The 24,415-nt window shown below is 63.0% G+C and carries 24 protein-coding genes; 11 read left to right on the top strand and 13 right to left on the bottom strand.

Annotation, left to right across the window (positions count from 1 at the left end; translation table 11 throughout):
• Positions 1 to 74 precede the first annotated feature (74 nt).
• From ABRA89_RS09920 to putP, 5 genes are all read left to right on the top strand, one after another.
• The gene (locus ABRA89_RS09920; protein ID WP_349941304.1) at positions 75 to 1,568 is read left to right on the top strand and encodes an FAD-linked oxidase C-terminal domain-containing protein; all 1,494 of its coding nucleotides are present in this window, start codon (positions 75 to 77) and stop codon (positions 1,566 to 1,568) included.
• Positions 1,569 to 1,615: 47 nt separating this feature from the next.
• Positions 1,616 to 2,161 carry a Uma2 family endonuclease gene (locus tag ABRA89_RS09915; protein WP_349941303.1) on the top strand — a complete coding sequence of 182 codons (546 nt, stop codon included), beginning with the start codon at positions 1,616 to 1,618 and terminating at the stop codon, positions 2,159 to 2,161.
• Entirely contained in the window at positions 2,158 to 3,405 is a 1,248-nt protein-coding gene (gene glcE, locus ABRA89_RS09910; protein WP_349941302.1) for a glycolate oxidase subunit GlcE, read from the top strand. The genes ABRA89_RS09915 and glcE overlap by 4 nt, the downstream gene beginning before the upstream one ends.
• A gap of 84 nt (positions 3,406 to 3,489) precedes the next feature.
• The gene (glcF, locus tag ABRA89_RS09905; RefSeq protein WP_349941301.1) at positions 3,490 to 4,833 is read left to right on the top strand and encodes a glycolate oxidase subunit GlcF; all 1,344 of its coding nucleotides are present in this window, start codon (positions 3,490 to 3,492) and stop codon (positions 4,831 to 4,833) included.
• Positions 4,834 to 4,920: 87 nt separating this feature from the next.
• A complete protein-coding gene (gene putP, locus ABRA89_RS09900) occupies positions 4,921 to 6,426 on the top strand; it encodes a sodium/proline symporter PutP (protein WP_349941300.1) in 1,506 nt (501 codons plus the stop codon).
• Positions 6,427 to 6,719: 293 nt separating this feature from the next.
• Here putP and minE read toward each other — a convergent pair whose 3' ends face one another.
• The 4 genes from minE to ABRA89_RS09880 all read right to left on the bottom strand — a co-directional run bounded on the left by minE (position 6,720) and on the right by ABRA89_RS09880 (position 9,281).
• On the bottom strand, positions 6,720 to 6,986 hold the full coding sequence (gene minE / locus ABRA89_RS09895; RefSeq protein ID WP_349941299.1) for a cell division topological specificity factor MinE: 267 nt from the start codon (positions 6,984 to 6,986) through the stop codon (positions 6,720 to 6,722).
• Positions 6,983 to 7,798 carry a septum site-determining protein MinD gene (gene minD, locus ABRA89_RS09890; protein WP_349941298.1) on the bottom strand — a complete coding sequence of 272 codons (816 nt, stop codon included), beginning with the start codon at positions 7,796 to 7,798 and terminating at the stop codon, positions 6,983 to 6,985. Before minD ends, minE begins: the two co-directional genes overlap by 4 nt.
• Positions 7,799 to 7,840: 42 nt before the next feature.
• On the bottom strand, positions 7,841 to 8,626 hold the full coding sequence (minC, locus tag ABRA89_RS09885; RefSeq protein WP_349941297.1) for a septum site-determining protein MinC: 786 nt from the start codon (positions 8,624 to 8,626) through the stop codon (positions 7,841 to 7,843).
• A 208-nt stretch (positions 8,627 to 8,834) separates the two neighbouring features.
• Positions 8,835 to 9,281, bottom strand: coding sequence for a nucleoside deaminase (locus ABRA89_RS09880; protein WP_349941296.1), 447 nt, complete (start codon positions 9,279 to 9,281; stop codon positions 8,835 to 8,837).
• Between the two features lie 179 nt (positions 9,282 to 9,460).
• On the opposite strand from ABRA89_RS09880, the gene ABRA89_RS09875 reads away from it, so the two are divergent.
• On the top strand, positions 9,461 to 11,326 hold the full coding sequence (locus tag ABRA89_RS09875; RefSeq protein WP_349941295.1) for a pseudouridine synthase: 1,866 nt from the start codon (positions 9,461 to 9,463) through the stop codon (positions 11,324 to 11,326).
• Between the two features lie 3 nt (positions 11,327 to 11,329).
• The gene (rsmD, locus tag ABRA89_RS09870; RefSeq protein WP_349941449.1) at positions 11,330 to 11,887 is read left to right on the top strand and encodes a 16S rRNA (guanine(966)-N(2))-methyltransferase RsmD; all 558 of its coding nucleotides are present in this window, start codon (positions 11,330 to 11,332) and stop codon (positions 11,885 to 11,887) included.
• Between the two features lie 261 nt (positions 11,888 to 12,148).
• On the opposite strand, the gene secB is transcribed toward rsmD, so the two are convergent.
• Together secB and ABRA89_RS09860 are read right to left on the bottom strand one after the other, a co-directional pair.
• The gene (secB, locus tag ABRA89_RS09865) at positions 12,149 to 12,670 is read right to left on the bottom strand and encodes a protein-export chaperone SecB (protein WP_463671276.1); all 522 of its coding nucleotides are present in this window, start codon (positions 12,668 to 12,670) and stop codon (positions 12,149 to 12,151) included.
• A 219-nt stretch (positions 12,671 to 12,889) separates the two neighbouring features.
• The gene (locus tag ABRA89_RS09860; protein WP_349941293.1) at positions 12,890 to 13,450 is read right to left on the bottom strand and encodes an FxsA family protein; all 561 of its coding nucleotides are present in this window, start codon (positions 13,448 to 13,450) and stop codon (positions 12,890 to 12,892) included.
• 213 nt (positions 13,451 to 13,663) lie between these two features.
• Here ABRA89_RS09860 and ABRA89_RS09855 point away from each other — a divergent pair, with 213 nt between their 5' ends.
• The 4 genes from ABRA89_RS09855 to ABRA89_RS09840 are packed head-to-tail and all read left to right on the top strand — an operon-like array spanning position 13,664 to position 16,472.
• Positions 13,664 to 14,383 (top strand): Tim44/TimA family putative adaptor protein, encoded by a 720-nt coding sequence (locus ABRA89_RS09855; RefSeq protein ID WP_349941292.1) that lies wholly within the window; start codon positions 13,664 to 13,666, stop codon positions 14,381 to 14,383.
• Positions 14,384 to 14,396: 13 nt separating this feature from the next.
• Positions 14,397 to 15,503: a murein transglycosylase A gene (gene mltA, locus ABRA89_RS09850; RefSeq protein ID WP_349941291.1), complete on the top strand. Its 1,107-nt coding sequence runs from the start codon at positions 14,397 to 14,399 to the stop codon at positions 15,501 to 15,503.
• Positions 15,500 to 16,042: a Smr/MutS family protein gene (locus ABRA89_RS09845; RefSeq protein WP_349941290.1), complete on the top strand. Its 543-nt coding sequence runs from the start codon at positions 15,500 to 15,502 to the stop codon at positions 16,040 to 16,042. The genes mltA and ABRA89_RS09845 overlap by 4 nt, the downstream gene beginning before the upstream one ends.
• A 10-nt stretch (positions 16,043 to 16,052) precedes the next feature.
• Positions 16,053 to 16,472, top strand: coding sequence for a helix-turn-helix domain-containing protein (locus ABRA89_RS09840; protein ID WP_349941289.1), 420 nt, complete (start codon positions 16,053 to 16,055; stop codon positions 16,470 to 16,472).
• Here the strand turns inward: ABRA89_RS09840 and ABRA89_RS09835 are convergent.
• The 7 genes from ABRA89_RS09835 to ABRA89_RS09805 form a co-directional block, all read right to left on the bottom strand.
• Complete coding sequence (locus ABRA89_RS09835; protein ID WP_349941288.1) at positions 16,442 to 17,566, bottom strand: DUF1513 domain-containing protein; 1,125 nt, start codon at positions 17,564 to 17,566, stop codon at positions 16,442 to 16,444. The genes ABRA89_RS09840 and ABRA89_RS09835 overlap by 31 nt on opposite strands.
• Before the next feature lie 6 nt (positions 17,567 to 17,572).
• Entirely contained in the window at positions 17,573 to 18,700 is a 1,128-nt protein-coding gene (locus tag ABRA89_RS09830) for an imelysin family protein (RefSeq protein WP_349941287.1), read from the bottom strand.
• Positions 18,700 to 20,232: a di-heme oxidoreductase family protein gene (locus ABRA89_RS09825; protein WP_349941286.1), complete on the bottom strand. Its 1,533-nt coding sequence runs from the start codon at positions 20,230 to 20,232 to the stop codon at positions 18,700 to 18,702. Before ABRA89_RS09825 ends, ABRA89_RS09830 begins: the two co-directional genes overlap by 1 nt.
• Positions 20,233 to 20,577: 345 nt before the next feature.
• Positions 20,578 to 21,855, bottom strand: coding sequence for an imelysin family protein (locus ABRA89_RS09820; RefSeq protein ID WP_349941285.1), 1,278 nt, complete (start codon positions 21,853 to 21,855; stop codon positions 20,578 to 20,580).
• A gap of 228 nt (positions 21,856 to 22,083) precedes the next feature.
• A complete protein-coding gene (locus ABRA89_RS09815; protein ID WP_349941284.1) occupies positions 22,084 to 23,025 on the bottom strand; it encodes a nucleoside hydrolase in 942 nt (313 codons plus the stop codon).
• A gap of 235 nt (positions 23,026 to 23,260) precedes the next feature.
• On the bottom strand, positions 23,261 to 23,929 hold the full coding sequence (gene msrA, locus ABRA89_RS09810) for a peptide-methionine (S)-S-oxide reductase MsrA (RefSeq protein ID WP_349941283.1): 669 nt from the start codon (positions 23,927 to 23,929) through the stop codon (positions 23,261 to 23,263).
• 71 nt (positions 23,930 to 24,000) lie between these two features.
• A complete protein-coding gene (locus ABRA89_RS09805) occupies positions 24,001 to 24,279 on the bottom strand; it encodes a hypothetical protein (RefSeq protein WP_349941282.1) in 279 nt (92 codons plus the stop codon).
• Positions 24,280 to 24,415: the final 136 nt, after the last annotated feature.

Genomic DNA, 24,415 nt, shown 5'->3' with positions numbered 1-24,415 from the left:
TGCGGCTATCGCGCAGTGGACGCGCCTCTGCTTGCGGCTTAGGTTTAAATCGAGAAATTTGAGGAGGTTGGCCCATGTCGATTGCGATGCCGAAACCGTCCGAGGCGGTGCTTTCACGGCGCGAGGAGATCGTGTCGGCTTTGCGTTCGATCGTTCCCGGCGAGGGCGTCGTCGATGCGACCAACGAAATGAAGGCCTTCGAGAGCGATGGCCTCACCGCCTACCGCCAGCTGCCCCTCGTTGTGGTGCTGCCCGACAATGTGGGGCAGGTCTCGAAGGTTCTGAAATACTGCCACGAGAACGACATCCCGGTCGTGCCGCGCGGGGCAGGGACATCGCTCTCCGGCGGCGCGCTGCCACTGGAAGACGGGGTGCTTCTGGTCCTTTCGAAGTTCAACAAGGTGCTCGACATCGACTTCGACAACCGGTGCGCTGTCGTGCAGCCGGGTGTCACCAATCTCGGCATCACCAAGGCGGTGGAGCATCGCGGCTTTTATTATGCGCCCGATCCGTCATCCCAGATCGCCTGTTCGATCGGCGGCAATATTGCGGAGAATTCGGGCGGCGTTCACTGCCTGAAGTACGGCCTGACCGCCAACAACGTACTCGGCATCGAATTCGTGACCATCGAGGGCGAGATCGTGCGGCTCGGCGGAAAGCATCTCGATGCCGACGGCCATTACGACATGCTCGGCCTGATGACCGGATCGGAGGGCCTGCTCGGCGTCGTGACCGAAGTGACGGTCCGCATCCTTCAGGCCCCGGAGACGGCACGGGCCGTGCTGATCGGCTTCCCATCTTCCGAGCAGGCGGGCGAATGCGTCGCCTCTATTATCGCGAAGGGCATCATCCCTGGCGGCATGGAGATGATGGATAGGCCTGCAATCCACGCGGCGGAGGATTTCGTCAATGCCGGCTATCCGCGCGACGTGGAGGCGCTTCTCATCGTCGAACTCGACGGACCGAAAGCCGAGGTCGACCACCTTCTGACAGAGGTGGAGGCAATCGCGGCGGACAATGGCGCGACGGTGACGCGTGTCTCTCAGAACGAAGAGGAACGCGCTGCATTCTGGGCGGGCCGCAAGGCGGCGTTCCCGGCGGTGGGGCGCATCTCGCCGGACTATTACTGCATGGACGGCACGATCCCGCGCAAGGAACTGCCGAAGGTGCTGGCCGGCATGAAGGCGATGGAGAAGAAATACGGCCTTCAGGTCGCGAACGTCTTCCATGCCGGCGACGGCAACCTGCATCCGCTGGTGCTTTACGACGCCAATGCCGGCGAATTGGAGCGGGCCGAGGAATTCGGCAACGACATCCTGAAGCTCTGCGTCGAGGTGGGCGGCGTTCTGACCGGCGAACATGGCGTCGGCGTCGAAAAGCGCGACCTGATGCCGGAGATGTTCTCGGAGACGGACATGAAGCATCAGCAGCGCGTGAAGTGCGCTTTCGACGCCAAGCACCTGCTCAACCCCGGGAAGGTCTTCCCCCAGCTTCACCGCTGCGCCGAACTCGGCCGCATGCACGTCCATAAGGGCGAGGTCGCCTTCCCCGACCTGCCGAGGTTCTAATGATGAGTGCGGTCGAGCATCTTCCGACGCTGAAGGAAATAGGGCCGATGGACGAGCATCGGTTCCTACGGTTTCTGGAGTCGCGCTCGGAAGACGAAAAATGGGAGCTGATCGACGGTGAACCGATCATGATGATGCATCCGCCAACTTTGAAGCATCAGAGGATCGCTTCGAACCTGGAGCGGATGCTCAACGATGCGCTCGAAGCGAGTCGCTCGGAGCTTGACGCCTTGCGCGAGGTTGGGCTTTCCGTCGAGGCCCATCCGGGGTTTCGCCCGCAAGCTGATCTGGCGATTATCGATCGCATGCCGAACGGGACTTATTTCGCCGAACGGTTCTATCTCGCGGCTGAAATTCTCTCCGCGTCGAACACGACGGAATTTATCAGCAACAAGCGCGCGCGATACGCGGATCATCCGTCCTGTCTCTATGTTCTGATCGTTTCCCAAGCCGATATCGCCGTAGAGGTCTGGTCGCGAAACGAAGACTGGAAGGGCCGCGTCTTCCGCTCGCTCAACGATCGGATCGACCTTCCCGAATTCGGATTCTCCGTTCTGTTGAGCGACCTTTATGCTTGGACGGACCTCGTATGAACCAGCTTCGACAAGCCCAGCAACCGGACGAACCCGAAGGCCGTGTCTACGCGCCCCATTCGATCGAAGAGCTGCGCGAGGTGATCGCTGCGGCAGTTTCGGAGGAAACACCGCTCGCCGTCGAAGGCACGGGGTCCAAATCCGGTCTTGGACGCCCAGTTCAGGCCGGCGCGACACTTTCGACGCGCAGTCTTTCAGGCGTCACGCTCTACGAGCCGGACGAACTGGTTCTCTCGGCCAAGTCCGGAACGCCGATCGCCGAAATCGAGGCCATGGTCGACGAGGCCGGCCAACGTCTGGAATTCGAGCCGATCGACTACGGCCCGCTGCATGGCCGTGAGCGGGGTTTGGGCACACTCGGCGGGGTGATTGCCTGCAATCTGGCGGGACCGCGACGGCTGAAACAGGGCGCGGCGCGAGATCATATTCTCGGCGTTCAGGCTGTCTCGGGGCGGGCGGAAGCCTTCAAGTCCGGCGGCCGGGTCGTGAAGAACGTCACCGGCTACGACCTTTCCAAGGGGTTGGCCGGCTCCTACGGCACGCTCGCCGTGATGAGCGATATCACGATCAAGGTTCTCCCGAAGGCCGAAGCTGAGACGACGCTGATCCTACGCGGGCTCTCCGACGAGGAGGCAAGCGCTGCAATGGCACAGGCGACGGGATCGCCGGCCGAGGTTTCCGGAGCGGCTCATCTGCCGGCGCTCGTTGCCCAACGGGTTTTCGATGGCGCGCTCGGCGGCGAGCCGGCGACGGCGATCAGGCTCGATGGATTCGGGCCGTCGGTCGAGGCGCGAGTTACCCATCTTGCCAAGGCGCTGGAAAAACGCGGCAAGATCGAACACCTGCACGGCAATGAATCGAAGGCGCTCTGGCGGGATATCAAGGACGTGACCCCGTTCGCCGACGGGACCGACCGCCCGGTCTGGCGCATCTCGGTCGCTCCGACCGCCGGCCACGATCTCGTTATGGGGCTTCGCCGTCATGCGGCGATCGACGCCTTCTACGACTGGCAGGGTGGGCTCGTCTGGATGCGTATGGAAGGCGGCGAGCCGGAGGCCGAATTGGTGCGCGCCGGAGTGAAACAGATTGGCGGTGGCCATGCGACGCTCGTGCGCGCGAGCGAACAGGTACGTGCGGCGACCGAAGTGTTTCAGCCACAACCCAAAGCGCTTGCAGGTCTGTCGCGGCGGTTGAAGGAGCAATTCGATCCCGTCGGCGTGCTCAATCCGGGGCGTATGGGGTAAGCGGCATCCATCCTGTAACGACTCTTGCTTGCCCATAAACGCAAAGCTCGTCCGATAAGACCGGCTTCGGGAGGAGCCTGACCCATGCAGACCAATTTCACATCCGCCCAGCTCGACGATCCGGAGGTCGCGCATTCGGAAGGTATCATCCGCAAATGCGTGCATTGCGGGTTCTGCACGGCGACATGCCCGACCTATGTCACGCTCGGCAATGAGCTCGATTCACCGCGTGGGCGCATCTATCTGATCAAGGAGATGCTGGAGAACGACCGGCCGGCGGACAAGCAGATCGTCACGCATATCGACCGGTGCCTGTCCTGCCTCGCCTGCATCACCACGTGCCCGGCGGACGTCAACTATATGCATCTCGTCGATCATGCGCGGAACCACATCGAGCGGACCTACAAGCGTCCTCTGATCGACCGGATCACGCGGAAGCTTCTGGCGCTCGTCCTGCCTTATCCGGACCGCTTCCGAGCGAGCCTGACGCTCGCCAAGATAGGCCGGCCCTTGGCGGGGCTGATCGAGAGGATCAAGCCGCTGAAGCCCATGGGCGCGATGCTGCGGCTTGCCCCGGACGCTGTGCCGGCGAGATCGGAGATCAACGAGCCGGGCGTTCGCAAGGCCGAGGGGAAACGGAAGGGCCGGGTCGCGATCCTGCGGGGCTGCGCGCAATCGGTGCTCGATCCGAAGATCAACGAGCGAACCGTGAGCCTTCTCAACAGGTTGGGCGTCGAGGTGGTGGTGCCGAAGGGCGAGACCTGCTGTGGCGCGCTCGTCCATCACATGGGCAAGGAGCACGATGCGCACGCCTTTGCCAAGCAGAACATCGACATCTGGATGCGCGAGATCGAGGACGAAGGTCTCGATGCTATCGTCATCACGGCGTCCGGCTGCGGGACGACGGTGAAAGACTATGCCCACATGCTGCGGCTCGATCCAGACTACAAGGAGAAGGCGGCTGCGGTCTCCAAGAAGACGCTCGACATCACCGAATATCTCGCGACGCTCGAAATGCCGGAGCCGGTCAACGCGACAGGGCTCGACGTCGCCTATCATTCCGCCTGCTCCATGCAGCACGGGCAGCGCATCAAGATCCCGCCGCGTTCGCTGCTGACGAAGGCCGGCTTCAACGTCCGCGAAATCCCCGAAGGCCATCTCTGCTGCGGTTCGGCTGGCACCTACAACATCACCCAGCCGGAGATCGCTGCGCGGCTGAAAGCGCGCAAGGTGAAGAACATCGAGAGCGTCGCCCCGCAAGCGATCGCCACCGGCAATATCGGCTGCATCACCCAGATCGCATCGGGCACAAAAATCCCGATCCTCCACACCGCGGAGCTGCTCGATTGGGCCTATGGCGGCGGGAAGCCGGCTGTCCTCACTGGCGTCGAGCCGCCCCAGGAGAGCGCTGCAATTGCGGCGGAATAGCGTCATACCGATGGCAACATCGTGTTGACGCATCCGTGAAACCCGCTAGCTGCCAAACGATCGATCGAAACGACGGAGCAGCGAACCATGCAAATCGGCGTCTGGATCAGTCTAGCAGCCTACTTCATTCTGATGCTCGGCATCGGCTTCTATGCCTGGCGAAAATCGACGTCGAGTTCGGAAGAATACATGTTGGGGGGACGGCAACTCAGTCCCTCGGTGGCGGCCCTCTCGGCTGGCGCTTCGGATATGTCTGGCTGGCTGCTTCTTGGGCTTCCGGGTGCGCTTTTCGCGTCGGGTCTGGTAGAGGCCTGGATCGGCATCGGCCTCTTCGTCGGTGCATTCTTCAACTGGCTCATCGTCGCTCCGCGCCTGCGCGAACAGACAGAGCGCTACGACAATTCGCTGACGATCCCTGCCTTTCTCGGCAAGCGCTTTCCGACCAAGGCGACGGCGCTCAGGACGATTTCGGCCGTCATCATCGTGGTCTTCTTCTCGGTTTACACGGCCTCGGGCCTTGTTGCCGGCGGCAAACTGTTCGAGAGCGCGTTCGGTGAATTCATCAATATCGGCGGCATGAGCGACTACTCGGTCGGCATCTGGCTGACGCTTGCCATCGTCCTCGCCTATACGGTGGTCGGTGGCTTCCTCGCGGTGTCGCTCACCGACTTCGTGCAGGGCTGCATCATGATGCTCGCCCTCATCATCATGCCTCTGGTAGTCCTTTATTCCGGTGAAGGCAGCGGTTTCGGCGGTGCCTCCGAGACACTTTCCGAGGTCGACCCGGATTTCCTTTCGCTCTTCAACGGACTGACCTTCTTCGGCTTCCTGTCGGCGGTCACCTGGGGACTCGGCTATTTCGGCCAGCCGCATATCATCGTGCGTTTCATGGCCGTGCGCTCGGTGAAGGACGTGCCGGCGGCCCGCAATATCGGCATGAGCTGGATGGCGGTCTCGCTGATCGGCGCCCTCGGCGTCGGCGTCTTCGGCCGGGCCTATGCCCAGCGCAACGGCCTCGATGTCGAAGATTCGGAGACGATCTTCATCGTGCTTGCCGAACTTCTCTTCCATCCGCTCATCACCGGGTTCCTGCTCGCCGCGCTGCTGGCTGCGATCATGAGCACGATCTCCTCGCAGCTCCTTGTCGCCTCTTCTTCGCTGACGGAGGATTTCTACCGGCTATTCCTCAGGAAAGAGGCCGGTGAGACGGAGATGGTGAATGTCGGCCGCCTGTGTGTGGTGCTGGTCGCGGTGGTCGCCGCCTTCATCGCGAGCGATCCGAATTCGGAAGTGCTCGGTCTAGTCTCCAACGCCTGGGCCGGGTTCGGCGCCGCCTTCGGCCCGCTGATCATCCTCGCGCTCACCTGGCCTGCCATGTCCGGTGCCGGCGCGGTCGCAGGCCTGGTTACAGGCGCGGTGACCGTCATCGTCTGGATCGCGCTCGGCTGGAATTCGAGCTTCCTCGGCGGTCCCGGCATCTACGAGATCATTCCGGGCTTCCTCTTCGCCCTGATCGCGATCGTCGTCGTATCGAAGGCGACGGAGACGAGCGTCGAGTTCCGTCCGCATGGCAGCGCTCAGGCGGCCGAGTGAGCCGCGCCGGATAAAGGGGTACGACCGAAACCTTGGGCGATTGTCACACCTCGCCCAAGGCGTTCCTACGAAGCACAGGTGAAATTTTTCACTCTCGACCGGGTGAACCGAAAAGGGGTTGAGGCCTGTCTTGAAGAGCGGTTCAGTGATCCGTCTCGTTCAGGGGCGCAAATTCAACGAAGACAAAAAAGCTTCGGCGCATGCGAAGCTGTCTGAAAACAAAGCCACCGAGCGTTCTGAATGACTTTGGGTCTAATCAAAGCGTTCTGGCCCTTAATGCCAAAAGGCGGCTGTTAAGCCGCCTTTTTGCGTTCCAGATGGGCCGGGAGTTCGATATCGACCTCGAGGGTCGAGTATTGGTCGCCCTTGTCCATCTTGACGGCGACCTTCTCGCCGTCGACGCTCACATGCTTGGCGATCACCTGGATGATCTCCTCGCGAAGGAGATTGACGAGATCGGAATGCTCACCGTTCGTCCTCTCGTGCGCGAGCAGGATCTGCAGCCTTTCGCGCGCGGCTGGCGCACTCGTGCGCTTCTGGAAGAAACCGAAGAGGCTCATGCGGCCCTCCGGCCGAAGAACTTGCCGAAGAGGCCCCGCTTCTCGCCCGGGATCGACATCGGCACGTCTTCGCCGCAAAGGCGACGGGCCGCGTTCGAATAGGCGATCGAGGGTGCGGAGTTGTTGTCCGACATCGTTACAGGCGTTCCGAGATTGGAAGCGCGCAGAACTTCGAGGCTCTCCGGGATGATGCCGAGGAGCGGGATCGAGAGGATTTCCAGAACGTCCTCGACCTTCAGCATGTCGCCGCGATCGGCCCGGTTCGGGTCGTAGCGGGTGAGAAGGAGATGCTTCTCGATCCGCTCGCCGATCTCTGCCTTCGCCGTCTTGGAATCGAGAAGGCCGATGATGCGATCGGAATCGCGCACCGACGAGACTTCCGGATTGGTGACGACGACGGCGATATCCGCATGGCGCATGGCCAGCGTCGCGCCGCGCTCGATGCCGGCGGGGCTATCACAGACGATCCAGTCGAAATCCTTGCGGAGTTCGTCCATCACCTTCTCGACGCCTTCGGCGGTGAGGTTGTCCTTGTCGCGGGTCTGCGAGGCCGGCAGCAGGAAGAGCGTCTCGCAACGCTTGTCGCGGATCAGCGCCTGCGGCAGCTTCGCATCGCCCTGGACCACGTTGATCAGGTCGAACACGACCCGGCGCTCTGCGCCCATGACGAGATCGAGATTGCGCAGTCCGACGTCAAAATCGACGACGGCCACCTTCTCGCCACGCTGGGCAAGCGCCGCGCCGAGCGCCGCGGTCGACGTCGTCTTGCCGACGCCTCCCTTGCCCGATGTCACAACGATCGTCTTTGCCATATTCAGTCTCTCCTGTTCCACGGCTCCTCGGCCGGGATGGTCTTAGATTTTGTCGGCGCGGATGGTTTCGCCATCGAGCCAGATTGTGACCGCCTGGCCGACGAGCCCGGCATCGAGATCGTCGGGCATCTTGTAGAGCCCGTCGATCGCCACGAGTTCCGCTTCGAGTTTCGAGCAGAAGATGCGGGCATTGGAATTGCCCACGGATCCCGCCAACGCACGGCCCCGAAGCGTGCCGTAGATGTGGATCGAACCGCCGGCGACGATCTCGGCGCCCGACGAAACCGAACCGACGACGGTGACGTCGCCTTCCGGGAAGATGATCGACTGGCCGGAGCGGACCGGACGGTCGATAACCATGGAAGGAAGCTGCGATGCCTCGGCGGCGACCACGGTGGCCGGAGCCGGCTTTGCCTTCTCGGCAACAGCCGCCGTATCGGCCGCCTTGGAATGAAGCGGGTTGGGCTTGGCGGCGGGCTCGTCCTCGCCGTCCTTCGGCGGTTCGACGTCGCCGGCCGGGCGTCCGCCCTTCATCGCTGGCGGCATGCCAAAGCCGAGGATGGAGGGCTTGGCGCCTTCGATGCCCATGATGCGGACCGAGCGTTCGCCGAGTTCGCCGATGAGATCCTTCAGCTGCTCCTGGGTGATGTCGAGACCCTCGACATCGAGGACGATAGGACGGCCGAGAAAAAAGCCGGTGGAGCGTCTGGCAAGATCGTCCAGCCGGGCGAGCCAGTTGTCGAAGGGCAGTTCGGGCGATAGCTGGATCGCCAGAAAGGATCTCCCTTTCAATCGGATCGGCCGCTTGTCGGTCTGGCTCTCGGACATTCTTTCGTCTGTTTCCGCTTGGTTTCCGGGCCGTCATGGACCGGGAGAAGGTTGAAGGGGCGTCTTCAGGTGCCCGAAAGCACGAGAAGGTTGACGAGAAGTTATCGGCCAAGCCCTGCGCAAAGCTGACGTTTTCAAGGGTTTTCACGAAGTGGCACATGGGGTTGGCGCCCGATCGAGCCGCGTCGATCGGTGCCGAAACCGCCCGTCAGGATCGTTTTTCAGCGAAAAACCGCTTCAGAAGGTCCGCGCTCGCGGTTTCCGAGAGGCCGGAATAAACCTCAGGCGCATGATGGCAGGTCGGTTGCGAAAAGAAGCGGCCACCATTTTCGACGGCTCCACCCTTCTCGTCGGATGCGCCGAAGTAGAGTCGGCGGATTCGGGCAAAGGACATCGCGCCCGCGCACATGGCGCAAGGTTCGAGCGTGACGTAGAGATCGCAATCGGTGAGCCGCTCGGTTCCGAGTGCCAGACAGGCGCGGCGGATGGCGAGGACTTCCGCATGGGCCGTCGGATCGTTGCCGGCGCGGGTCTCGTTGCCGGCCGTCGCGATGATTGCGCCGTTTCGGATGACCACCGCTCCGACGGGAACCTCGCCGCGCTCCCCTGCGCGCCGGGCCTCTTTGAGGGCTTCGTCCATGAAACGCCGTGTCATGCGGCAGCGCGGTCCTTTTCTTGCCTTGCGTCGTCTCTCGCCAAGCGTCACGCGAACTGATAGAGCGCACGGCAGGCAAGCGCCAGAGATGCGCTGAAACGGATTTGGGCGGCCCGCCGGCGTGCCCCACGTATGGGCACGCGCTTTTATGAGGCCGACGGCCCGCAGGACAAGACGACATGAGCGACGACGATCAGGACAAGCGCGGCGGTAAAGGCGGCCGGCCGGCTGGTGGCGGTTTCAAACGCGGCAAGACCGAAGGCGGCAAGAAGCCGTTCGTCCCCAAAAGCCGAGGCATGAAGTCTCATGGAGGAGCACGCGACGGCGAGGCCCCTCGCACGCCGAAGAGCTACGGCACGCGCAGCGCCGATGCCTCGACCAATTCGGGCGAACGCTCTTTCCGACCCAAGCCTGCCGGTGAGAAACCCCGCGGCGAAAACCGCGACTGGCAGAAGCGCGGCGAAGGCCGCGATGCTGGCGGCGAGCGGAAGGGTGGTTTCGAGCGACGGCGCCCATCCGGCGACCGGCCGCCTCGCGAGGAAGGCGGTGAGCGTCTCGATCGCGGGTTCAAGCCGCGCGGCGACCGGCCGGAACGCTCTGGCGATCGCCCGAACAAGCGTTTCGAGAAGCGGGACGATCGCGGTCCCTCTCGGGGCCGCGACGATCAGCGCCGCGACCGACGTCCCGTCGAGGACGAAGCGGCCGCTGGCCAGCAGGCGGATATGCGTATCGCGCGGCGGCTTGCCCGGGCCGGTGTCGCCTCGCGGCGAGATGCAGAGGCGATGATCGTCGACGGCCGGGTGAAGGTGAACGGGAAGATCATCGATACGCCGGCGCTCGACGTGAAACTGAGCGACCGGATCGAGGTCGACGGGGCACCGCTTCCCCAGGCCGAGCGCACCCGGCTCTGGCTGTTCCACAAGCCGGCAGGCGCGGTGACGACGAACAAGGACCCGGAAGGGCGCCGCACGATCTTCGACATGATGCCCGAAGACATGCCGCGTGTGCTTTCGATCGGCCGCCTCGACATCAACACCGAGGGGCTCCTGCTGCTCACCAACGATGGCGGCCTCTCGCGCGTCCTCGAATTGCCCTCTACCGGCTGGCTGCGCCGCTACCGGGTGCGCGCCCATGGTTCGGTGACCCAGGCGCGACTCGATGAGCTGCGCGACGGCATCTCAGTGGATGGCGTCTTCTATGGTGCGATCGAGGCGACGCTCGATCGCGAGCAGGGCTCGAATGTCTGGATCACGCTCGGCCTCCGCGAAGGCAAGAACCGGGAGGTGAAGAACGTGCTCGGCGCGCTCGGCCTCGAAGTGAACCGGCTGATTCGGCTTTCCTACGGCCCGTTCCAGCTTGGCGATCTTGCCGAAGGTTCGGTGCGGGAGGTCAAGGGCCGGACCCTGCGTGATCAGCTGGGCGATCGTCTGGTGGAAGAGGCTGGCGTCGATTTCGACGGGCCGATCAACAAACCATTCTCCAACGCGCCAGTCGAGGCACGGCAGGACGCGCGGCCAACGAAGAAGAGCGATTGGGTTTCGGCTGGCGGGCGTGTCGACCGCAAGACCTTCGGCGAGAAGAAGCGCGAAGAGGCGCTCGGCCGGCTCGATACCAAGCCGCGTGGCAAGTTCGGTGACAAGCCTGGCAGAGATCAAAAGGACAATCGACGCGGCGACGGGCCTAAGCGCAAGTTCGGCGAAGATCGGGACCGCAAGCCCGGCGGACGCTTCGATAAGGACGATCGGCGCGAAGGCTTCGGCGACCGGGATGGTCCGACGCGCAAGCCGGAAACACAAGGGCGCCGGATGTCGAATGTCTGGATGGCGCCGGGCTCCAAGCCCGAACGCGATCCGGGTGGACGCCCTGCAAAATCTGAAGGCGCGGATGCCAAGGGCGGCAAGCGCGCGCTTGCCGATCCGAAGCGCCGCGTCTCGCGTCCGCCCTCGGTCGCCGGCAAGGGCAAACCGGGTCGCCCTGGCGGTCCGCGCAAGCCCGGCGGTCCGCGCGGAACAGGCCGCAAGCCGTCCGGTCCGAACGAAAGCTGAGTGATGCGTATCGTCGGCGGAGAGTTCCGCGGCCGCAAGCTGAGTGTACCTGCGACGCAGGATATTCGCCCGACGACCGACCGGACGCGCGAGACACTGTTCAACATTCTCTCGCATCATCCGGGCGTCACCCTCGACGGCGCCCGGGTGCTCGATCTCTTCGCGGGCACCGGCGCGCTCGGCTGCGAGGCCTTGTCCCGCGGTACGCGCTTTTGCGTTTTCATCGAAGAGGGCGTCGAGGGGCGCGGCCTCATCCGCCAGAACGTCGAGACGTTCGGCTTGCAGGGCCGCACCAAGATCTATCGGCGCGATGCGACGAAGCTGGGTGCCGTCGGCACCTTTGAACCCTTCGACCTCCTGTTCGCCGACCCGCCTTACGGCAAAGGCCTCGGCGAAAAGGCACTGATCTCTGCACGCGACGGCGGCTGGCTCAAACCGGGCGCGCTTTGCGTCGTCGAGGAAGCCGCGACGAGCGAGTTCGAAGTTCCGACGAGCTTCGATCTCTCCGACGAGCGCCGGATCGGCGAAACGGTGCTCAGGTTCTTTGCGGTTTCTTCATAACGCAAATTGGCGCCAGCCAGCTTTCGGCGAACTGGTTCTCGAAGCGCGATCAGGATGCATTCCACTGTGAAGGCAAAGCCGCAATGAGACATACATCCGAACATCTTTGCCGTGTCCGTTTAGGACGGCTTGACGGGGAATGAGAATGACGCTGCTGTCATCCTGACTTCGTCGCCCGGACAATCGGCATAAGAAAAGCCGGAGCAGCTGGGCCGCTCCGGCTTCGTGTCTTCTAGGCTACTTCTAGCTTGCGACGCCGACTCAGCTTGGCTGCGAGGGCTGCTGCACCTGCTGGCGGGCGCGCTCTTCGGCGACGCGCTGCTGGAAGAGCTGTGCGAAATCGATCGGGTCGATCATCAGCGGCGGGAAGCCTCCATTGCGCGTGACATCGGCGATGATCTGGCGCGCGAACGGGAAGAGCAGACGCGGGCACTCGATGAAGAGGATCGGCACGCGATGCTCTTCCTTAAAGTTCTGAAGGCGGAAGACGCCGCCATATTCGAGTTCTGCGTGGAACAGGGTCTGCTCACCTTCGCCGGCCTTGGCATCGAGCTTGAGCCGAACGTCGAAGTCGGTCTGGGAACCGTCGATCTGATTGGCTGTCACGTTGACGCCAATATTGATGCCAGGTGCCTGCTCGCGGTTCCTGAGAGCCGCGGGGGCCTGCGGGCTCTCGAAGGAAAGATCGCGCACGAACTGCGTGAGGATGTTGAGCTGCGGCTGAGCTTCGCCGGTCTGCGCCCCGTTGCCGTTCGGTGTCTGGCCGGTTGTGTTGGACATGATATCTCCCAGAAATGATTTAAGGCACGCAGGCTCTTTGACTGCTGGGACCCGGTGCCGTTCGTGTCGATTGATCCTGTCGCCTGCGAAGCCTCGAAAACCGGGGCGGCAGGGAGTGTTGCAAGCGAGCTAACACGCACGCCCGAAACGGACAAGGCTGTCACGCGGTTGATTGACGCACGGAAAGTCGGTGCATGCGGGCCGCGCTGAAAAGCCCGGCTATCAGTGGATCGTCGGATTGTTGTCGTCTTTGTCCGCGTTCCACGGCGAAGACGGATCTGGACGGCGCTTGAACTCGTCGCCCGAAAGGTCGACCACGTCGGGCCGGGTCGAGGGACGGTGAAGCTCTCCGTCGTCGATCGGTTCTCTCGGTTTACCGGCATACGGATTACGGTTGCCGAACCGTCCCGCACCTTGCGAACCGACGACAACCACGCGGTTCTTCAGGAACGACCAGACGCCGTCGCGCACTTGCGGCACGAACAGGAGGAAGCCGAGCGCGTCGGTGACAAAGCCTGGGGTCAGAAGAAGGACGCCGGCGATCGCGATCATCACGCCTGCCACCAGATCCTTGCCCGGCACGCGCTTGGCGTCGATCTCGGAGCGAATCCGATTGAGCGTCGATATCCCCTGGCTTCTGAGCAGCATGGAGCCGATCACGGCCGTCAGAATGATACAGCCGATCGTCGGCCAGAGACCGATGAGCTGGCCCACCGTGATGAAGACGCCGATCTCCACGATCGGCACCACGAGAAGCAGGAATGGGATCAGTGCGAGAGGCATGGGTTTCGTCACTTCTTCGAAGCTGGAACTTGCGTTTTCCCGGCATGGAAGGCATTCGCGAACGCTCGCGTAACAGCCTGCGGCAAAGCGCGGTTCTTCTTCAGATAGGTAGCCAAACCGATGATTTGAATGCGGGACCTGTTCCTCTTATATGGACGTAAGCCGTAAGCGATAGAAATCACGACGACCAGAAGACCAAGGATTTGCCGAATTATGAGTTTTGGGACGATCTTCATTATCGTGTTCGCGGCGATCGTCCTCTTTCAGCTTTACAATGTCCTTGGCCGGCGGACTGGCAGCGAGCGACCGCCCGTCGATCCCTATAGTCGCGATCGTTCGCGCGATCGCCAGGGCGAGAGCGAGGAAGCGGCTGGCGACAACGTCGTGACTCTGCCGAACCGGCGCACGAGCGACAGGGCCGAGGATGTTCCGGCTGGTGTACGCTATGCCGAGATCGATCGGGTCTCGGAGACCGGAACACCGCTCAACAAAGAACTGCGCAAGATCAAGGACGCCGATCCGAGCTTCGATCCGAAGGAGTTCTTCGAAGGTGCCAAGATCGCCTACGAGATGGTGGTCGACGCCTTCGCGCAGGGCGACCGCAACACGCTGCGGAACCTTCTCTCGCCGGAGGTCTACGAAGGCTTTGAGGCGGCCATTGCCGCGCGCGAGGAAAGCGGGGAGACGATGCGCTCCTCGTTCATTGGCATCGACGACGCGAAGATCGTTTCGGCAGAACTTCGCGGCCGCGAGGCGCTCGTGACGATCCGGATCGTGTCCGAGATGATCTCCGCGACGCTCAATTCCAACGGTGACGTTCTCGACGGCGACATGGAAACGGTCGTTGAGGTCCGCGACATCTGGACCTTTGGCCGCGACGCGAAGTCCAGCGATCCGAACTGGAAGCTGGTCGGAACCGAATCCGAAGAATAACGCCGCCCGCCCGATGCGGCCGTTCTCAAAGCTCGACGACGGCGTTCTGCCCGACAACGATCTCGGCTATGTCGAGGCGTACTCTGCGTTTCGCCGCAGCGCGGGGGAACTGCTCGCAGGCCGGTATAAGGCCGGAACTCTTGGGATTGATCCGAAAGCCTATGAGGACGCGGCCAAGACCGCGCTGAAGATGGCGGCCGATTTGGCTGAAACCGATGCTAGGGCATTCTTTCAGCGGCACTTCGTTCCGCTAGAGCTTAAGCCGGAGGCGGATTCGCCACGCGAGCGGGGCTTCGTAACCGGCTATTATGAGCCTGAGGTTGAAGCATCGCCGGTCGAGACAAGTGCTTTCCAGACGCCGCTTTATGCCAAGCCGGATGATCTGGTGAAGGTCGATTCGGTAAACCGCCCGCCAGGCATGGATGAGAGTTTCCGCTTCGCCCGCCGTCTACCTTCGGGGCTTTTGGAAGAATATCTTGATCGGCCTGCGATCGAGCGTGGGGCGTTGCGTGGACGGGGGCTGGAGATCGTCTGGCTAGAAAGTCCGGTGGATGCCTTCTTCATCCACGTCCAGGGTTCGGCGCGCCTCAGGATGACCGATGGCAGCGTCCGCCGCGTCGGCTATGCGGCGAAGACCGGTCATCCCTTCACGGCAATCGGCAAGGTGCTGGTAGACAGCGGTGAACTGACCCTCGCCGAGGCGGATATGGCGGGTATTCGCGGCTGGCTGGATCGCAATCCGCACCGGCTGCGCTGGCTCTTCGACCACAACCGTTCATTCATTTTCTTCGCCGAACACGCCGTGACCGACAATAGCCTCGGTCCGATCGGCGCGGCCAAGGTGCCGCTGACACCGCTCGCCTCCATCGCCGTCGATCGCGAGCGGGCAACCTATGGCGTGCCTTATCTCGTCGAAGCCCCGGAGCTGACGATCGACGGCACGCCCTATCGACGGATCGCCGTGGCGCAAGACACGGGCTCGGCGATTATCGGCAATGCGCGTGCCGATATCTTCCTCGGCTCGGGCGATCAGGCGGGCGACATCGCCGGCACAGTGAGGCACGCTGCGGATTTTGCGGTGCTGGTGCCGCGCCCGCTGGCGGCGAAGCTTCTCGGATGAAGCGCTCGAAGACACTCTCGCCGGAGGATAAGCGTCTGTGGGCGAGTGTTGCGCGGACGGCCGTTCCTCTGAAGGACAAGACCGTGCCGAAAGCGCCGAATGAGGCGGTGCCGAACCCGAAAGAAGAAGCTTATCCCGCTCTCCATGAGCCGCGCCCGGCACTGGCGCCTCTGCCGGCCAAGCGCACCCAACCCAAGCCGATGCAGGTGCAGCCGACAATCGAGCGGCCGACGCGGCGCAAGATCTCCAAGGGCCGGATCGCTATCGAGGCGCGGATCGATCTGCATGAGATGACCCAGGATCGGGCGCATGCGGCACTATCGAATTTCCTGCGCCAGGCCCAGGCGCTCGGCTTCCGGCATGTGCTCGTCATCACAGGACGGGGCAAGCCGGGCGGCTCACGCGGTATTCTGCGGCGCATGGTGCCGCTTTGGTTCGCCGGGAATGAGTTCCGTGCGCTGGTCTCGGCTTTCGAGAGTGCCGAGCGCCATCATGGTGGGGAAGGCGCACTCTATGTAAGGGTGCGCAGACGAGGATGAGGCGGCACACATGACCCCCTTCGGCGAACATCTCAGGGCGCTCCGGCGGGAGCGCGGAATGACACAGGGCGAGATGGCGAAGGCGATCGGTGTTTCGAACGCCTATCTCTCGGCCCTCGAACACGGACGACGCGGCAAACCGACCTTCGATCTCGTCCATCGCATCATCGGCTGTCTTGGCGTGATCTGGGACGAGGCGGAAGAGCTTCAGCGCCTTGCGGAAAAATCTCATCCGCGGGTGACGATCGATACCGGTGGGCTGTCGCCGGACGCTACTCACCTCGCCAATCGGCTGGCCGAAACCATGGGGCTTCTCAACACCGAGGAGCGGGCGGAGATCCTGACGATTGTCGAAAAGGCGGAGCTTCGTTCGCGGGGCCGGCGATCGGTTCCCAGCTCTCAGGCCGAGCGGCGTAGCGACAGGATGTGATTATCGAAGTGGTAGGCTGTCCGGCTGGCCTCATGCGCCGGACGGCCGACCTCGTCGATGAAGCCCTCGCCGCTGGTTGCGATGAAGCCGGGGCCGGAGGGGGCAAGGCCGCAGCCATCCACCATCTTGCGATCTTCGACGATATTCGCGTTCGCGGCGTCGAGAATGAGCAAGGTTCCGCCGACGGGCGATGAGAGCGCGATGCGGCTGCCGTCCCGATTCGCGGCGACCGAGCCCACATAATTGGATAGCTGCACCAGCTGGCCGCGCGGCAGTTCGGCGAGCTGCATGCCCCGGTCAGGCGAGGCGAAGCCCGCAAGCTGCGGTGCATCGACACTTGCGCCCTCGTACTGGCAGCCGAACCAGACGCGCGATTTCCCGTCGATCGCGAGATGCCGGATCGAGAGCTGGTGAAGATCGTTCGGCAGCCGGTGCTGGCTGATGAGGTCGCCAGTCTGCCGGTCGATGAAGACCAGCGAGGGGTCCATGGTGGGGATGTTCAGCTTCTGGCGGCCGTAATCCGGATGGGTCTCGATCCCGCCATTGGCGACTACGATCGTCTCGCCGTCCGGCATCAGCAACGCCTCGTGGGTGTCCATACCGTGGGTCTCGAATTCGCCGATCCGGGCGAAATCCCGCGCGACGTCGTAGACGCCTATGAGGCCGCGCGCCTCGGCGAAGTCGTTTTCCGTTGCATAGAGCAGCTTGCCGTCCGGCGAGAAGAAGCCGTGGCCGAAGAAGTGCCGGCCCTCCGCCGAGGTCAGCGTGCGTTCGATCTCGCCCGAAAGCGGATCGAAGACGACCGCGAAGGTGCGCGGCCGGCGCGCAAACGCAATGGCGCGGCGGCTGACGGGATCGAAGGCGACGTCGTGGCCGCGATTGGGAAGCGGCACGTCGCAGACGATGCGCCCATCTTCGGCAAAGACAGCGCAACCGAAACTGCCGTCCTCCCGGCGTACGGCCGAGGCGTAAAGCGCGTCGGCTCGCTCGAATGCATCCGCCTGCCGGGGCAGAAGCCCCGCCGCGAAGGCCGAGCCGGCTCCGGCAAGGAAGCTGCGACGGGAGACGAGGGCGGTTTCCAAGCGGGTGCGCATGGCCGGTCAATCTCCGTCGAGGGAGGAGAAGCCGGTGGAGAGGCCGAGGGAAGCAGCGAGCTGGTTCTCGAACTGGGAGCGCAGGCTGCGCGCCGCGATCATCGCGTAATCGAGCTTGCCGCGGGTTTCTTCGCTTGCGGCCGTCTCGGAGAGCGGCGCTTCGATGTCGCCGAGGGTCGCGACGATCTGCTCGAATTCGAGGCCGATCGAGTCTTGGAGATAAACTTGCTCTTCGGGCAAGACCTCGGCGAAGCCGGCGGCTTCGAACAGCGATTTCAGCCCCGCGAAATCGGCCTTGAGCGCATTGAGGGCGTTCCCCGAGCGGTTGACGAGGAAGAGATAGGGTTTCGGCGAATTACCCTCTTCGCCAAGGGCAGGACGGATGCGCTGGTCGCGAATAATCTCCAGACCGTCGGTGAAGACGGAGACGAGTTCGCCGATCGAATCGGATGCGCTGCGATAGGCCGGATCGTCGGCTTCCGGCGCGGTGAGGCGTTGGTAGATGCCGCTATCATCGCCCCACGCCTCGGTAATGGCGTCTGCCATATTGACCAGATTTTGGCTAATAGCCGCGCCATAGGCGCAGCGATAGGCGGCGTCCGATCCGTTAAGCGCTTCGGAGCCTTCGCCGAAGAGCACGAATTCAAGTGCCGGCAAGCCCTGCACGGCGACGGACTTCTGGGCGAGGGTCTCGACTTCTGCAGCAGTCTCGTCCTTTTCTGCGAGCAGCTGTTCGACTTGCCTGCGAGTGACGCCGCGCGGATCGGGAAAGAACAGGATGCGCTCCAACCGGTTCTCCTCGCGGATTGGGCCGAAGCGAATGAATTCCACGCCGGAGAAGGCGGAAACGAGATCGCCGAAGCCCTCTTTTGCTTTCGACAATGCGCTTTCGCTCGGCTCCGAGCACAGGGTTTCGACCTTTAAAGCCTCTTCACGCGTTGCGTCCGCGAAAGCCTGATAGCCCGGCCGGATCGCATCGTCGATCGCGCTGGCGACCGTCTCCAGTGCAAGGCTGTCGTCCAGCGTAGCTGAACGGGGCGCATCGCCTTCGCCGGTATCCTGAGCAAACGCTGCGCCGGGGGCGGCGATCAGGCCGGCCAGAAGGGCGGCTGCGAGACGGTTCGGTCGGCGCATCAGAGCGACTCCAGGAATGTGATCAGGGCCTTGCGGCTCGCCGCGTCCATGGCGGCATAAGCGTCGCGCGCGGTCTTCGCCTCGCCGCCGTGCCAGAGGATCGCCTCTTCCAGCGTGCGCGCTCGGCCGTCGTGGAGGTAGAACGTATTGCCGTTGACCTCGCCTGTCAGCCCGATACCCCAAAGCGGCTGCGTGCGCCATTCCCTCCCGGAGGCATCGCCGACCGGGCGGTCATCCGCAAGCCCTTCGCCCATGTCGTGGAGGAGGAAGTCCGAATAGGGCCAGATCAGCTGGAAGCTCTGTGCCTTGTTCAAGGCGTTTCGGGAGGTGACGAATTTCGGCTGATGGCAGGCCGTGCAGCCCGCGTCGTAAAAGGCCTGCTTGCCTTCCAGAACCGTTTCGTCACCGACGTCACGCCGCGCGGGCACCGCGAGATTGCGGGAATAGAAGGCGACGAGATCGAGGATCGGATCGGGCGCTTCGACCTCGCCAAGGCGTTCCTGGACGCCGGAAGGGGCTGTGCGGCAGTCCTCCTGGGCATTGGAGCATTCGCCGAAGGCGTCCGTCTTCAGCGGCGTCGATATGCCGATATCGCCGGAAAAGGCCTCTGCGCTCTGCACCTTGATCGAGGGCGTCGTAGCCTTCCAGCCGAACCGGCCGAGCATGATCTTACCGGTTTCGGGATCGCGCGCTTCGGAGACTTTGCCGGAAATGCCGTCGCCGTCGCGATCGTCCGGATCGGCCAGCGCGCGGATATCGGCCTCCTCGATTGCCTCGACGAGGCCAAGGCCGATCATCGGCGGAGTCAGGCGCGGTGAGAGAAGTGCGTCTTCGGCGAGCGGCCCGTATTTCATGTCCGCGACACTGTAGGAGGGCTTTCGGAGAGAGACTTCGGTGCCGCCGGCGAGTGTGACGGGCATCTCCTCGTAGTCGATGACCATGCGGCCTTCGGGTTGATAGCCCGGTACGGCAAAATTCTGGAGCTGGCCGCCATAGGTGGGTTCGGCGATGCGCGTCAGCTCCTTCGAACGCAGTTTTTCGCGCTCTTCCTCGGAGTGCGGCGGCACAGAGAGCCGAAGGAACATTGAGACCGCGTCCTCGCCTTCCACCGGCGGGCGGCCGCGACCGTCCTTGATGTGGCAGCTCTGACACGCGCGCGCGTTGTAGAGCGGACCGAGCCCGTCGGAAGCTTCGGTCGAGGAGGGGGAGGAGACCCAGAACTTGCGGAAGAGCGCATTGCCGAGCTTGAAGCGGTCCTCTCCCTCGAAGCTCTGATTGGCCGAGACGTGACTGAAGGCGTCCTGATTGATGGTCTTGGTGGAGGTCGAGGCCCCCGCTTGCATGGTCTCGAATTTTTCGGGCTCGGAGAAATCCGTCGTCGGCGCCGTGACCTTACGTACCCGCTCAAGGTCTTCCGCGCTCAGGTCCTGACGTGTCGGCGAGTTGTCGCCAAGGGCCGCGGTGGCGAGTGGCAGGGCGAGGAGGGCGGTGAGGGAGGTGGCTGCGAAGGCGGCGATACGGCACTTGGACATGGGGTCTGTTTCGACTTTCCTCGTTCTGATGCGTTTCTCCGCAAGGCCTTTCTCGGCTCGGAAGGGATCAGACGTTTTCCGCTTTCCTCACCTCCGCTTCGTCATTCTCGGGCTCCGTCCCGAAAAATCCAGCGCTGTGGAGGCGTCCTGGTTCATGCCGTTCGGAGTGACGGTGGACCGTCGCGAAGAGCAGAGCCGACTGGATCCTCGGGACGGGGCCCGAGGATGACCACCGAGCGAGGGGAGATTCCGCCCGCCGAAAGCCGGAAAGGCCGTCGGAAAAGCCGTCATACGATGGATCGGCAGCCGCAGCGTCACCGCTGCGGCCACCATCAGTAGTCCGGCTTACTGGAACACCGCATCGGTATTGTCGAGGCTGTCGGAGCCCTCGATCGAGACGCCGCCGACTTCGAGAGCGGCGATGATGCGCTCGATGGTGCGGGTCTGGCCGATGAGGCCATCGACCGCGTTCTGCACGCGCTCGTTGCCCTCGGTATTGCCTTCGGCGATTTGCTGATCATAGGCCTCGCCGTTTTCGGCAGCGTCCGAAATCGCACGCATGGCCTCGAGGGTTTCGGTCAGATCGCCCTTCATCTCTTCGTTGAGATCGGCGTTCTCGGCTTCGACGAGATCGGCGAGCGCCGGACCTTCCACCGTCTCGCCGTCGATACCCTCGTAGCGGCCGAGATAGACGTTCTCGATGCCGACCACGTCATAGAGATGCGAGACATGGGTGTTGTCGGAGAAGCAGTCGTGCTCTTCCTCCGGATCATGCAGCAGAAGGCCAAGCTTCATGCGTTCGCCGGCCATTTCGCCATAGGAGAGCGAGCCCATGCCGGTGAGCATCATGCTGATGCCCTTGTCCTCGTCCTCCAGAAGCGCCGCGCGGGCTTCGCCGCCTTCTTCCCAGTTCGCAACCATCTCTTCGAGATCGGAGACGAGGAGATCGGTCGCGGCGTCGAGATACTCGCCGCGCTTGTCGCAGGCGCCGTTGGTGCAGTCTTCGCCGGAGGCGTAGTCCGTCGCCGGACGCTCGCCCGCGCCGGCCTCGGTGCCGTTAAGGTCCTGGCCCCATAGCAGGAATTCGATGGCGTGATAGCCGGTCGCCACATTGGCTTCGATACCGCCGGCTTCCTGCAATTTGTCCTGGATGAGGGCAGGTGTGATCGTCGAAACGTCCACCGTCTCACCGCCGATCGTCACCTCGTCGGAGGCGATGACATTGGCCGTGTAAAGCTGGTTGGAATCCGAGCCGGTGCCGTAGCTGGAGTCGACGTAATCGATCAGGCCCTCGTCGAGCGGCCATGCGTTGACGCGGCCTTCCCAGGCATCGACAATCGGATTGCCGAAGCGGAAGACCTCGGTCTGCTGGTAGCTCGGCCGCGACTCGCGCCACGCCTCACGCGCCGCCTTGAGCGTTTCCTCGCTCGGATTTTCGATCAGTTCATCCGTGGCGGCGTCGAGCGCCTTGGCCGTCTCCAGCGCATCGGAATAGCCGGCAAGCGCGATGTCGGCGTAATTGGTGAGGACCGCTTCCTTCGAGACATCCTGCGCGAAAGCGGGCGCCGAGAAAGCGAGGATCGAAGCGGAAAGCGCTAACGCGCGAGATGCTGAAAAGGCCATGGGACGGGTCAATCTCCTGCCGGGGTCAAGGTCCGATGAAGGTCGAGGGATCGTCTGATGAGTGCAAAAACGATCGCCTTCCGCCCTTTCGGCTAAGCGGCAGGGTTAGCGTTGTCAAATAGAAATCAGCTCTTTGGAATGGTTCTACTTATACATTGGAATAGTTCTATTTTGTGATATCGACTTTAGAACTCTTCTATTCTTGCAAATTGCATGGCTTGCTTATCGTCAGGGCAGGCGTGCGATGCGCTCCGCCAAAAGTGCGAAGAATGCATCCGCATTACCGGATCGAACCCAGACTGCATTCTTCGGCCTGTCCGTGACGCCCCAATAATCGACGACGGTCATGCCGCGGCAGAGCTCGGAACCCGTCTCGATGGAAACGTTCACTTCTCGTCCTTCGAACATGTCCGGTTGCAGCACGTAGGCTGTGACGCATGGATCGTGCAGCGGCGCGCCTTCCCAGTTGTACTTTTCGAGATCGAAGCGCTCGGAAAAAGAAAGCATCGCAGCTACCGCATCGCCGGAGCGATTGCCGATATCGCGGAAGGCCGCGATCCGCTCGCGCGTCGAGCGCATGGCATGGGTAACGTCGAGAGGGAGCACGGTGATCGCCGCGCCAGACCTGAAGACCGCGCTGGCCGCCTCCGGGTCGACATAGATGTTGAATTCCGCCGTCGGCGTGATGTTGCCCACTTCGAAATAGCCCCCACCCATCATGACGACGTCTTGCAGGCGTGCCGCGATATCCGGGGCTTTTGCGAAGGCCAGCGCGACATTGGTAAGCGGTCCGAGGCAGAGCAGGCGGATCGTGCCGGCTTCATGGGCGCGGACCGTCTCGATGAGATAGTCGACGCCGTGTTGACTTTGGGCGGCGATGGTCGGCTCCGGCAGGTCCGGCCCATCGAGCCCGGTCTTGCCGTGAACATGCTCGGCGGTGACGAGCGTGCGGCCGAAAGGCTTCGAGCAGCCCGGATGAACGGGTATTTCGGTGCGGCCGGCAAGCTCCAGCAGCTTGAGGGCGTTCTTTGTCGTCAGATCGAGCGGGATATTACCGGCCACCGTGACGATGCCGAGAACATCGATTTCATCCGGCGAGGCGAGGGCGGTGAGGATCGCCACCGCATCGTCCTGCCCCGGGTCGGTATCGAAGATCACCTTCTGGGCCATGCTGCCACCTGCTCTCGGCTTCCTGTCTGGGTGCGGAGGCATACCCTATTGACGGTGGAATGGAAGGCTTCGGTTCCGGTCGTTCATCTACACAGGGGATGAGGCGGGTCCCAACCACAATCGACATCGCCTGGATTCCAGGGACGCAGCCCTGGAATGACGAACCGCAGGCTCGTACCTTAAGAAAACGGCCGCCCCGAAGGGCGGCCGCAGAAATTATGTCTCGTCGGAAAGCCTACTCCGCCGCGACACCGGCCCCCACCGGACAACTCACGCCCGTTCCCCCGACGCCGCAATAGCCGCGCGGGTTCTTGGCGAGATACTGCTGATGATAATCCTCCGCATAATAGAATTCCTCGGCCGCTTTGATCTCCGTCGAGATCGTGCCGGTATGGCCGGCGGCCTTCAGCGCCTGCTGATAGGCCGCCTTCGTATCCTCGGCGATTTCCGCCTGCTCGTCGTCGAAGGTGTAGATCCCTGAGCGATACTGGGTGCCCATGTCATTGCCCTGGCGCATGCCCTGGGTCGGGTCATGACCTTCCCAGAACGTCTTCAGCAGTTCGCGATAGCTGATCTTGTCCGGATCGTAGACGACGAGCACCACCTCGTTGTGCCCGGTCTGGCCGGTACAGACCTCCTGATATGTGGGGTTCGGCGTATAGCCGCCGAGATAGCCGACCGCCGTCGAATAGACGCCGTCGAGCTGCCAGAACTTGCGCTCGATGCCCCAGAAGCAGCCCATGCCGAAGACGGCCTGCTTCAGCCCATCCGGAAATGGCGCCTTGATCGGTGCCCCGTTGACGAAATGAGTCTCGGGCACTGGCATTTCTGTCGATCGGCCCTTCAGGGCTTCGGCCGGGTCGACCATCTTCGTCTTCTTGGCGAACATGTCGAGAATATACATCGTTTCGCTCCTTTCACCGGCGCTGCGCCTCTGTGAGATGCGCGAAGACCGGCTTGGTTGAGTGGGTCGCGTCAGGCGCGCCCGATCCTGCGTGGCTTGCGTCCGAGCAGCGTCAGCACCGCGCCGATGATGGCGAAGGTGATCGCAAAGGGCCAGGTTCCGATTGCCGCGGCCGTTGGGGACGCACCATCCGCGAACAGGCCTGCGCCGATGCCGGTCATCCGTGCGATCTCGGCGATCGTCGCCATGCGGATCACGTCGTCCGCCACGTACTGGGCGACGTCGCCGACGGCGAAGACGGTGGCGATCGCAAGAAACAGGGTTCCGATCATCCGCAGGAAAAAGCGCATCGAAGGGGCGGGCTCCGGTCTGGCGAGACGTTTCGCATGGATGGTTTCAGACCCGGAAGATGGGGGCTGGCCGGCCTCTTGGCAACGGCATGGGCCGGGCCTGCGGCGATCCTGCTATTGATGGTGTTCCCTCCGC

The sequence above is a fragment of the Fulvimarina thalattae genome, from assembly GCF_040239565.1.
Taxonomy (GTDB): domain Bacteria; phylum Pseudomonadota; class Alphaproteobacteria; order Rhizobiales; family Rhizobiaceae; genus Fulvimarina.
Note: the sequence above shows the minus strand (reverse complement) of the source record. Positions and strands in the feature narration are given on the sequence as shown.

Bases quoted from the DNA above. Each gene is read 5' to 3' on its own strand.
- minC (WP_349941297.1), bottom strand. From the start codon at position 8,626: ATGTCCGAGAGCCAGACCGACAAGCGGCCGATCCGATTGAAAGGGAGA.
- ABRA89_RS09820 (WP_349941285.1), bottom strand. From the start codon at position 21,855: ATGGCCTTTTCAGCATCTCGCGCGTTAGCGCTTTCCGCTTCGATCCTC.
- ABRA89_RS09840 (WP_349941289.1), top strand. From the start codon at position 16,053: ATGACCCCCTTCGGCGAACATCTCAGGGCGCTCCGGCGGGAGCGCGGA.
- ABRA89_RS09830 (WP_349941287.1), bottom strand. From the start codon at position 18,700: ATGCGCCGACCGAACCGTCTCGCAGCCGCCCTTCTGGCCGGCCTGATC.
- ABRA89_RS09815 (WP_349941284.1), bottom strand. From the start codon at position 23,025: ATGGCCCAGAAGGTGATCTTCGATACCGACCCGGGGCAGGACGATGCG.
- putP (WP_349941300.1), top strand. From the start codon at position 4,921: ATGCAAATCGGCGTCTGGATCAGTCTAGCAGCCTACTTCATTCTGATG.
- ABRA89_RS09860 (WP_349941293.1), bottom strand. From the start codon at position 13,450: ATGCCTCTCGCACTGATCCCATTCCTGCTTCTCGTGGTGCCGATCGTG.
- ABRA89_RS09825 (WP_349941286.1), bottom strand. From the start codon at position 20,232: ATGTCCAAGTGCCGTATCGCCGCCTTCGCAGCCACCTCCCTCACCGCC.
- ABRA89_RS09805 (WP_349941282.1), bottom strand. From the start codon at position 24,279: ATGCGCTTTTTCCTGCGGATGATCGGAACCCTGTTTCTTGCGATCGCC.
- ABRA89_RS09875 (WP_349941295.1), top strand. From the start codon at position 9,461: ATGAGCGACGACGATCAGGACAAGCGCGGCGGTAAAGGCGGCCGGCCG.
- ABRA89_RS09920 (WP_349941304.1), top strand. From the start codon at position 75: ATGTCGATTGCGATGCCGAAACCGTCCGAGGCGGTGCTTTCACGGCGC.
- msrA (WP_349941283.1), bottom strand. From the start codon at position 23,929: ATGTATATTCTCGACATGTTCGCCAAGAAGACGAAGATGGTCGACCCG.
- glcE (WP_349941302.1), top strand. From the start codon at position 2,158: ATGAACCAGCTTCGACAAGCCCAGCAACCGGACGAACCCGAAGGCCGT.
- ABRA89_RS09845 (WP_349941290.1), top strand. From the start codon at position 15,500: ATGAAGCGCTCGAAGACACTCTCGCCGGAGGATAAGCGTCTGTGGGCG.
- ABRA89_RS09835 (WP_349941288.1), bottom strand. From the start codon at position 17,566: ATGCGCACCCGCTTGGAAACCGCCCTCGTCTCCCGTCGCAGCTTCCTT.
- minD (WP_349941298.1), bottom strand. From the start codon at position 7,798: ATGGCAAAGACGATCGTTGTGACATCGGGCAAGGGAGGCGTCGGCAAG.
- mltA (WP_349941291.1), top strand. From the start codon at position 14,397: ATGCGGCCGTTCTCAAAGCTCGACGACGGCGTTCTGCCCGACAACGAT.
- ABRA89_RS09880 (WP_349941296.1), bottom strand. From the start codon at position 9,281: ATGACACGGCGTTTCATGGACGAAGCCCTCAAAGAGGCCCGGCGCGCA.
- glcF (WP_349941301.1), top strand. From the start codon at position 3,490: ATGCAGACCAATTTCACATCCGCCCAGCTCGACGATCCGGAGGTCGCG.
- ABRA89_RS09915 (WP_349941303.1), top strand. From the start codon at position 1,616: ATGGACGAGCATCGGTTCCTACGGTTTCTGGAGTCGCGCTCGGAAGAC.
- rsmD (WP_349941449.1), top strand. From the start codon at position 11,330: ATGCGTATCGTCGGCGGAGAGTTCCGCGGCCGCAAGCTGAGTGTACCT.
- minE (WP_349941299.1), bottom strand. From the start codon at position 6,986: ATGAGCCTCTTCGGTTTCTTCCAGAAGCGCACGAGTGCGCCAGCCGCG.
- ABRA89_RS09855 (WP_349941292.1), top strand. From the start codon at position 13,664: ATGAGTTTTGGGACGATCTTCATTATCGTGTTCGCGGCGATCGTCCTC.